General features: G+C 74.7%; 4 protein-coding genes. 1 reads left to right on the forward strand and 3 read right to left on the reverse strand.

Annotated features, from left to right (window positions below; all coding sequences use genetic code 11):
* Window positions 1-132 precede the first annotated feature (132 nt).
* The 3 genes from ACFV1W_RS30740 to ACFV1W_RS30750 all read right to left on the reverse strand — a co-directional run bounded on the left by ACFV1W_RS30740 (window position 133) and on the right by ACFV1W_RS30750 (window position 5,782).
* Window positions 133-1,656, reverse strand: coding sequence for a hypothetical protein (locus ACFV1W_RS30740; RefSeq protein WP_380420533.1), 1,524 nt, complete (start codon window positions 1,654-1,656; stop codon window positions 133-135).
* An 83-nt stretch (window positions 1,657-1,739) separates the two neighbouring features.
* Window positions 1,740-2,561 (reverse strand): leucyl/phenylalanyl-tRNA--protein transferase, encoded by an 822-nt coding sequence (locus ACFV1W_RS30745; protein ID WP_380420534.1) that lies wholly within the window; start codon window positions 2,559-2,561, stop codon window positions 1,740-1,742.
* Complete coding sequence (locus ACFV1W_RS30750; protein WP_380420535.1) at window positions 2,558-5,782, reverse strand: amino acid adenylation domain-containing protein; 3,225 nt, start codon at window positions 5,780-5,782, stop codon at window positions 2,558-2,560. Before ACFV1W_RS30750 ends, ACFV1W_RS30745 begins: the two co-directional genes overlap by 4 nt.
* A gap of 247 nt (window positions 5,783-6,029) precedes the next feature.
* On the opposite strand from ACFV1W_RS30750, the gene ACFV1W_RS30755 reads away from it, so the two are divergent.
* Window positions 6,030-8,306: diguanylate cyclase domain-containing protein (locus ACFV1W_RS30755; protein ID WP_380420536.1), on the forward strand; the 2,277-nt coding region annotated here is incomplete at its 3' end.

Here is an 8,306-nt window from a genome sequence, read left to right on the forward strand (position 1 = left end):
GCGGCCGGTTTTACCACCTCTTCCGCCACCCGGTCCACCCCGCGCCTCTCCGCCCCCCCCCGCCCCCCCACCCCCAGGTGGTGGGGTTCGCCGCCCCGCCCCACCCCCCACTCCTCTCTCAGCTGTGATCGGTCAGGTGCTGCTCGGACGCGGGGACGGCAGGGACACCGAGCCGGCCAGCAGCGGCCATTCCTTGTGGAAGGGCGGCAGCGGGAGCTTGCCCTCGATGATCGGGGTGCCGAAGATCTTCAGGTGGGCGGTCAGCGCGCCGTTCAGGTCGATGCCGCCGACCAGCGCCCAACTGCCCTGTACCTGCGGCCCGTTGCCGGGGAGGTCGACGGCGAGGGAGCCCTCGGCCTTGGCGCTCAGGTAGGGGGCGACGGTGGCCTCGACGCCGACGGTGTCGTACAGGCCGAGGCTGACCTCGGCACCGAGGGCGGCGCGGACCGACGCCTTGCCGTTGAGGCGGACGTGCACCGGGGAGACCTTGCTGTCGGCGTCGGTGGCCGAGGTCCAGCCCTTGCCGCCGGTGTAGTCGGCGCGCACGGCCCAGGTGCCGGCGGCTTCCTGCTCGGCCTCCAGGTGGACCTGGCCGTCGGCACCGACCTCCAGGTAGCAGGTGAGCCCGAGGTTGACCACCACGGGCAGGCCGGCGACGGTCAGCACCGGGCTGGCCTGCAGCTTGGCGAAGGGCACCCGGATCGGCGCCGCGCCGGTGTTGCGGGCGACGTCGCCGGTGACCTTCCAGTTCGCGTGGGCGCCGAGGTCGAAGCCGACGGAGGCGGTGCGCGGGCCGGCGGCGCCCGCGCCGTGGTAGGCGAAGTGGACGGCCGGGTGGAGCTGGAGGGAGCCGGAGGCGTCCAGGCTGGCGCCGCCGGGCAGCGGCACGGGGGCCTTGACGTCGACCTCCAGGGTGCCGGAAGCGTCGGCCTTCACACCGCCCAAGTCGGCACCGACGGTGGCCTTGACGTCCTTGACCAGCGGGGTCACCTGGATGCCGTGCACGTCGATCGGCACCTGACCGTCCGCCTCGGTGCCGCCGAGGAGTTCGGAGAGGGTGGCCGGGCGGGTGGTGAGGTTCAGGGTGTTGCCCGCGCCGGGGTTGACGCCGGTGACGGCGACCAGTGCGCCCTGCGGGGCGGCGGCGGTGGGCGGGCTGGCGATCAGCTGGCCGGGCTGGACGGCCGCGGCGGTGGCGGTGGCGGTGGCGGAAGCGGACGCCGAGGCCGACGGGGTCGCGGTCGGCGAGGCCGACGCACCGCCGCCGGTGAGCACCGCGGTGCCCTTCCCCGGGTCGTACGAGGTGAGTTGGAGGGCCTTGTTGGCGGCCGTGACCGCACCGCCGTCCTTGCCCGGAGTGCCGATGGCGGCCTGCTTGTCCCCGGCGGGCGCGGCCGCGACATTGGTGCCGGTCGGCGTCGGACGGCTGGAGGCCGGGACGCCGGCCCGGGCGCGCGGCGCGCCGGGGGTGGTCGCGGCGCCCGCCGGGCTGCCCCCGGCGGTGGTCGCGGCGGCGTCGGTGGTGGTGGCGGCGGCGGGTTCGCCGACCGCCCGGGAGGCGGTGCCGGGGCTGGTGGGACCGCACGCGGCCGTCCCGGCGAGGATGAGGGTGAGCAGGGCTGCGGGCGCGGCCCGGCCTATCGAGGGCTTGAACACGCGGCGTCATGTTACTGACGAGGAATAAGTTTGTCGAAGACAGGCCAACGAGGGGCCGGAAGGAGCAGGGGGCACAGGTCAGGTCAGACCAGCCGTGCGACCGGCAGCCTGCCCGTGGGCAGGGTGCCCGACGCGGGGGCCCCGGCCAGTTCGGCGAGGTAGCGGGAGCGCGTCATCGGCACTGCCCCGAGGCTGCGCACGTACGGCCCGTCCCACTGGGCGTCGAGCAGCCGCCCGCCCGCGGCGCCGAACCGCGCACCGAGGTCGGCGACGGCGACCCGGGCGGCGTCCGGCCGCCGGTGGAACATCGAGTCCAGGCTCAGCACCGGCCAGACGGCCACCCCGAACACCCCGCCGATCAGCTCCTCGCCCTCCCACACCTCCACGCTGTGGGCCGCCCCGCGGGCACTCAGCTCCATCAGGGCTCTCCTCAACTCATCGGTGAGCCAGACCGGTCGACGCCCCTCGGCGCAGGCCGTGAGCACGTCCCCGAAGGCGGTGTCCGCGGTCGTGAACCACTCCGCCGCCCCTGCCGTGTCCGCGTCGCCCGCCCCGTCGCCCGCCCCGTCGCCCGCCCCGCCCGCCACGCGCCGCAGCCGGCGGGCGAGCCTGCGGGGCAGCCGCACCCCGCCGGGGCGCAACACCGGCCGCGGGTCCGGCGACCACCACGCCAGCGCGTACGGGTCCTCCGCCCCCGGCAGCAGGGCCACCTCCCCGGCCTCGACCGCGCCCCCGTACAACGCCTCGTTGTAGGCGCTCGCGTAGTCGTCGGCCGCGGGCAGCGGGAACAGCCCGTGCCGGTAGGCCGTCAGCAACTGCTCCGGTCCGAGCTCCCCGCCGAAGGCCACCGGCCGTTCGCCGTCCGCGCGCCGGAGGTCCAGCGCGTCGAAGCCGGTCACGCTCACAGGAACCCCTCGTCCGCCAGACGCGCCAGGTAGTGGTCCAGCAACGCACCGTCCACACCGGGGAGTTCGATCCCGCTGCCCTCCAGCGCCGCCTCCGCGTTGAACCGGTCGAAGCGCGGGAACACCGGTTGGAAGTACAGCTCGCTGATGGACAGGTCCGCCCCCGGCGCCCGGTCGACGAACAGCGGGACGAAGGGTGTGATCGGGTGCGTCGGGTGCCCGGCGGCGAACCGGACCAGCCGCTGCACCCAGTCCCGGTAGGGGAGTTCGGCGACCTGGCGGCCGCGTGCCCGGAGCCGGTCGGCCAGGTCGGGGAGCCCGGCCGGATTCGGCGAGGCGAGGTGGTAGACCTCCCCGTCGGCGGGCGCGTGCGCGGCGATGTGGACGACCGCGCGGGTGAACCGGTCTGCCGGGACGAAGTCCAGCGGCAGCTGCACGTCCGGGAAGGTGCCGCTGTCGGCGAAGTACTTGATCAGCGCGCAGAGTTCGGTGCTGGTGTTCATCACCCCGGCCGCGAGGTCCCCGGTGACGTCGTTGGTGCGCAGCACGGTGACCGGCAGCCCGCCCGCCGCCGCGTTGTGCAGCAGCTGCTCGGCGACCCACTTGCTCTCGACGTAGCCGACGCCGAGCCGCTCGGGGTGGGCGAGCGGCGTGCGCTCGGTGACCTCGCGGACACCGGCCGCGCCGAACCCGGCCAGCACGGCGAGGGTGGAGAGGTAGTGCACCGGGACGCCCCGGCTGTGCCCGGCGAGCCGGACCACCTCCCGGGTGCCGCCGACGTTGGGTGCGCGCAACTGGCGGTACGGGTAGAGGAAATTGACCTGCCCGCCGAGGTGGTACACGGCGTCCAGGTGCCCGGCGAGCCAGTCGAACTGACGCTCCGTCAGGCCTAACCGCTCGGCGGCGAGGTCCCCGACCAGGGGTACCACCCGGGCGTCCGCCAGGTCCCGTCGCAGGAAGCGCTGTCGGCTGGCGCGCAGCCGTTCCAGCGCGTGCTCCCGGTCGGGCGCGCGGACCAGGCAGTGGATCCGGGCCCGGGTGGTGGCGAGCAGGACGTCCAGCAGGTGGGCGCCGCAGAAGCCGGTGGCGCCGGTGAGCAGGATCTCGGCGGGCTCGGCCCGGGAGGGCGCGGGGCTCCAGGACTGGCTCACGGCGTGGGTGAGTCGGGCCTCGGCGTACCAGTCGACGGCGGCCTCGCCCTGGGTGACGCCGGTGCGGGCGGCCTGCAGGGCGGCGGTGAAGTCGCGCAGCACGGGCGAGCGGAGCAGCGCCCGCGTGAGGGTGCGGACGTGGCCGACGTCCAGACCGAACATCATCCGGGCCCGGGTGAGCATCTCCATGGCGAGCAGCGAGGTGCCGCCGAAGGCGAAGAAGTCGTCGTAGGGGCCGACGTGCTCGGCGCCGAGGAGCTCCGCCCAGAGGTGCCCGACGGCCGCCTCCACGGCACTGGGTTCCACGGCACTGGGTTCCACGGCGCCCGGTACCACGGTGCCCGGTCCCACGGCGTCGGCGGCCTGGGCCGTCGTCCGCACCGGGGCCCGCGGCAGGGACCGCCGGTCGATCTTCCCCGCCGGGGTGAGCGGCATGGCCTCCAGCGGCACGAACTCCGCCGGGACGAGGTACTCCGGCAGCCGTTCCGCAAGGAAGGCGCGCAGCAGTCCGGGCCGCACGGCGGCGTCCCCGACCGTGTAGTAGGCGGTGAGCACCCGGCTGCCGTCCGGCGCGCTGCCGTCGGCGGCGACCCGGGCCTGCCGCACCGCCGGATGGCCGGCCAGCACCGCCTCGACCTCGGCCGGGTCGACCCGGTGCCCGCGCACCTTCACCTGGTCGTCGAGGCGTCCGAGGATCTCCAACTGCCCGTCCGCCCGCCAGCGCCCGGCGTCGCCGGTGCGGTACATCCGCTCGCCGGGCAGCGGCGCGTACGGGTCGGGCAGGAACGACTCGGCGGTGAGCGCGGCCTGCCGCCAGTAGCCGCGCGCGAGGCCCGGCCCCCCGAGGTGGATCTCGCCCCGCTCGCCGGGCCGCACCGGCCGCAGCCGCTCGTTCAGCACGTGCACCCGCACGCCGGGCAGCGCGCGGCCGATCGGCACCGGCGCGGTGGGGGCGTCCAGCAGCTCCGGGGTGACCTCGCAGTGGAGTGAGGTGACGGCCGCCTCGGTCACCCCGTACGCGTTGAGCAACCGGACCCCCGGCAACCGCTCCCGGCCGGCCCGGCAGTCGTCGGCGTGTACCACGTCCCCGCCGACCACCACCAGCCGCAGCCCGGCCGGGGCCGGGCCGCCGGGCGGCAGCAGGCCGAGCACGTGGTGCCAGTACGCGGGCGTGAAGTCGGCGACCGCCAGACCGAGCCGGGGCAGCCGCCGGACCAGTTCGGTGGGCGCCCAGGTGCAGCGGCCGCCGAGCACGACGGTCGCGCCCGCGGACAGCGTGGAGAACACCTGCTCCAGCGCGGTGTCGGCACCGAGCGCGGCCAGCTGGAGCACCCGCTCACCGGGGGCGAGGCCGTAGGCGTGGACGACCCGGTCGAGGGTGAACACGAGTGAACGATGGGTGACCGGCACGCCCTTGGGGCGGCCGGTGGTGCCGGAGGTGTAGACGAGGTAGGCGAGGTCGTCCGGTGCGGAGCCGTCCTTTGAAACATCCTCCGGAACATCGTCCGGAACGTCCGCCGCGGCCCCTGTCGACGGCTCCACCGTCACCACCCCGTCGAACGCGGCGCCGTCCGTGACCGCCACCCGCGCCCCGCAGTCCGCCACCAGCGCCGCGAGCCGCCGCGGCGGGTGCGCCGGGTCCAGCGGCAGTAAGGCCGCGCCCGCCTTGAGCACCGCCAGCCAGGCCACCACCAGCTCCACCCCGCGGCGAAGGCACACCGGAACCACCTGCCCCGACGCCGCTCCCCGGGCCCGCAGCGCCGCGGCCAGCCGGTCGCTGCGCAGGTCCAGCTCGCGGTAGCTCAGCGTGGCGCCCTCCCCCACCACCGCGACCGCCGCCGGATCGTGGGCGGCACGGGTCCGGAACAGCCCGTGCACGGTCTGCGCGAACCCGGCGCGGGAGCCGCGGACCGGCACCTGCTGCCAGTTCCGTTCCACCCAGGCCCGGCACTGCGCCCGTCCGGTCGGCCCGTAGACCTGCTGCCACCCGGACGGCAGCGGAAGGTCCCCCGGCCAGACCGCGTACTGATCGTCGTCGTTCCGTACCACGGCGTGACGTCCGGAGTTCACATCCGTGCGTACGCCCCTTGCGCTGTCGGCTGCGTCGTCCACCGGCTTGACCTCTTGCTGAAGCGGCAGAATGCTGGGAGGTGCGACAATTCTGACTATACGCACCCACGGAACACCGACGACGTCCGTCGCCCAGCCCGCCGGACGGCGCCGGCTCGTTCGTGGGTGGAACGGTCCCGACAGACCCGTCCTCGCCCGAACTCCCCTGCCCCTGCGGCGGGGTGGCGGCGCGGAGGAGGGAGCCTCGTTGACTCTCCGGCGACAACGCCTGATGGTGTGCTACCTGTGCTGGATGGTGCTGTTCACCGGCATCTACTTCTCCGACCCCGGTCTGCGGATCGTCTGGTGGACGGGCACGGGCCTCGGCGGCGTCGCCGCCGTCGTGGTCGGCGTCCGGCTCAACCGCCCCCGCCACCCGCTGTTCTGGTACCTGCTGGCGCTGGCCAACCTCAGCTTCACCACCGGCGAGGCGGTACAGGCACTCCAACTCGACATCCTGCACCTGCACAACCCCTTTCCGTCCGTCGCCGACGCCTTCTACCTCGCCGAGTTCGTGCTGTACGCCATCGGCCTGCTCGGCTTCATCCGCTGCCGCACGGCCCGTCAGGACCGCGCCGGACTGCTCGACGCCCTGATCATCACCCTGGGCCTGGCCCTGCTCGCCTGGATCTACCTGATCCTCCCGTACGCCCGGAACCCGGACCTGACCTGGTTCCAGAAGGCCGTCTCCATCGCCTACCCGCTCGGCGACGTGGTCGTGCTCGCCCTGCTGCTGAGGCTGTTGACCCCTCGCGGCGGCAACTCCCGCTCGCTGCAGCTGCTCACCGTCGGCGCCCTGGGCCTGCTCGCCTCCGACGTCCTCTACGGGCTGATCCAGCTGCACGGCACCTGGCGGATCGGCACCGGCATCGAACTCGGCTGGGCCGCCTTCTACACCGCCTGGGGGGCGGCCGCACTGCACCCCTCGATGGTCGAGCTGACCAGGCCCGTCCCCACCCAGCAGCCCGACCTCTCCGCCAGCCGGCTCGCCCTTCTGACGATGGCCTCGCTGATCGCGCCCGCCATCCTGATCATCGAGTCGCTGGCCGGGAACACCTCCAACGCGGGCGTGATCGGCGCCTTCTCCACCCTGCTCTACCTGCTGGTGCTGGCCCGGCTGGCCGTCGTGGTGGGCGCCCGCCGCCAGGCCGTGGCCCGCGAGCGGACGCTGCGCGAGGCAGGCGCCCGGCTGACCGCGGCCGTCACGGTGGCGGAGGTCGCGGACGCCGTCCAGTCCGCCGCCTCGGCCCTGATGCCCGCCGAGCGCGGGCACGTCGCGCTGCTCGCGGTCACCGAGCACCGGGTGCTGCACGTCCGGCGGGCCGGCGACGGCAAGGACGGCGAGGACTTCGGACGCGCCGACGGCCCCGGACGCGCCGACGACGCCGGGCAGGTCGACGGGAGTTCCGCGGTGCCCGAGGAGGACGAGGTCCTCGCCCGCCTCGCCGCCCACCGCGAGACCCGCCTGCTGCCCGTCGGCTCCGTCGACCTCCCCGCCCACCTCGGCGGCATGCCCGCCGCCCTGGTCTGCCCCCTCGTGCTGGCCGAACGCCCCTCCGGCGATCCGCTGATCGGCGCGCTCGTGGTCACCGGCACCGAGCAGGAACTGACCAGCCTCTGGGGATCGCTGGAGATCCTGGCCGCCCAGGCCGCCCTGGCCGTCGAACGCCTGGTGCTGAGCCAGGAGGTCACCCGGCGCAACAGCGAGCTGTACTTCCGCGCCCTGGTGCAGAACGCCAGCGACGTCATCCTGATCCTCGACGCCGACGACGGCATCCGCTACGCCTCCTCCTCCGCCGAGCGCGTGCTCGGCCACTCCGACCTGGACGGCACCCTGCTGACCGACCTCGTCCCGCCCGAGGACGGCCGGGAGGTCGGCAAGGCACTGGCCCGGATGCGCGGCCCCGCCGACCCGCCCCGGGGCGACCAGCCGCGCGAGCACTGGCGGCTGCTGCGCCAGGACCGCACCCCGATCGAGGCCGAGGTCCGCTACACCGACCTGCGCGACGACCCGACGGTCGGCGGACTGGTGCTCACCCTGCGCGACGTGACCGAGCAGCGCCAGATGGAGCGGGAGCTCACCCACCGGGCCTTCCACGACTCGCTGACCGGCCTCGCCAACCGGGTGCTGTTCCAGGACCGGGTCGGCCACGCGCTCGCACGCGGCGAGCGCAGCGGGGCGGTCACCGGAGTGCTGTTCATCGACCTGGACGACTTCAAGGTGGTCAACGACACCCAGGGCCACGCCGTGGGCGACGAACTGCTGGTCGCCGTCTCGCTGCGGATCTCCACCGCGCTGCGCAGTTCGGACACCGCCGCCCGGCTCGGCGGCGACGAGTTCGCCGTCCTGGTCGAGGACGCGATGCGCCCGACCGACGTGGACACCATCGCGGGCGGGGTGCTCTCGGTGTTCAGGGAACCGTTCAAGCTCAGCGCGGGCGCCGTCCGGGTCAGCGCCAGCATCGGCGTGGCGACCACCGAGGAC

This window comes from Kitasatospora sp. NPDC059648 (genome assembly GCF_042734825.1).
Lineage (GTDB): Bacteria > Actinomycetota > Actinomycetes > Streptomycetales > Streptomycetaceae > Kitasatospora.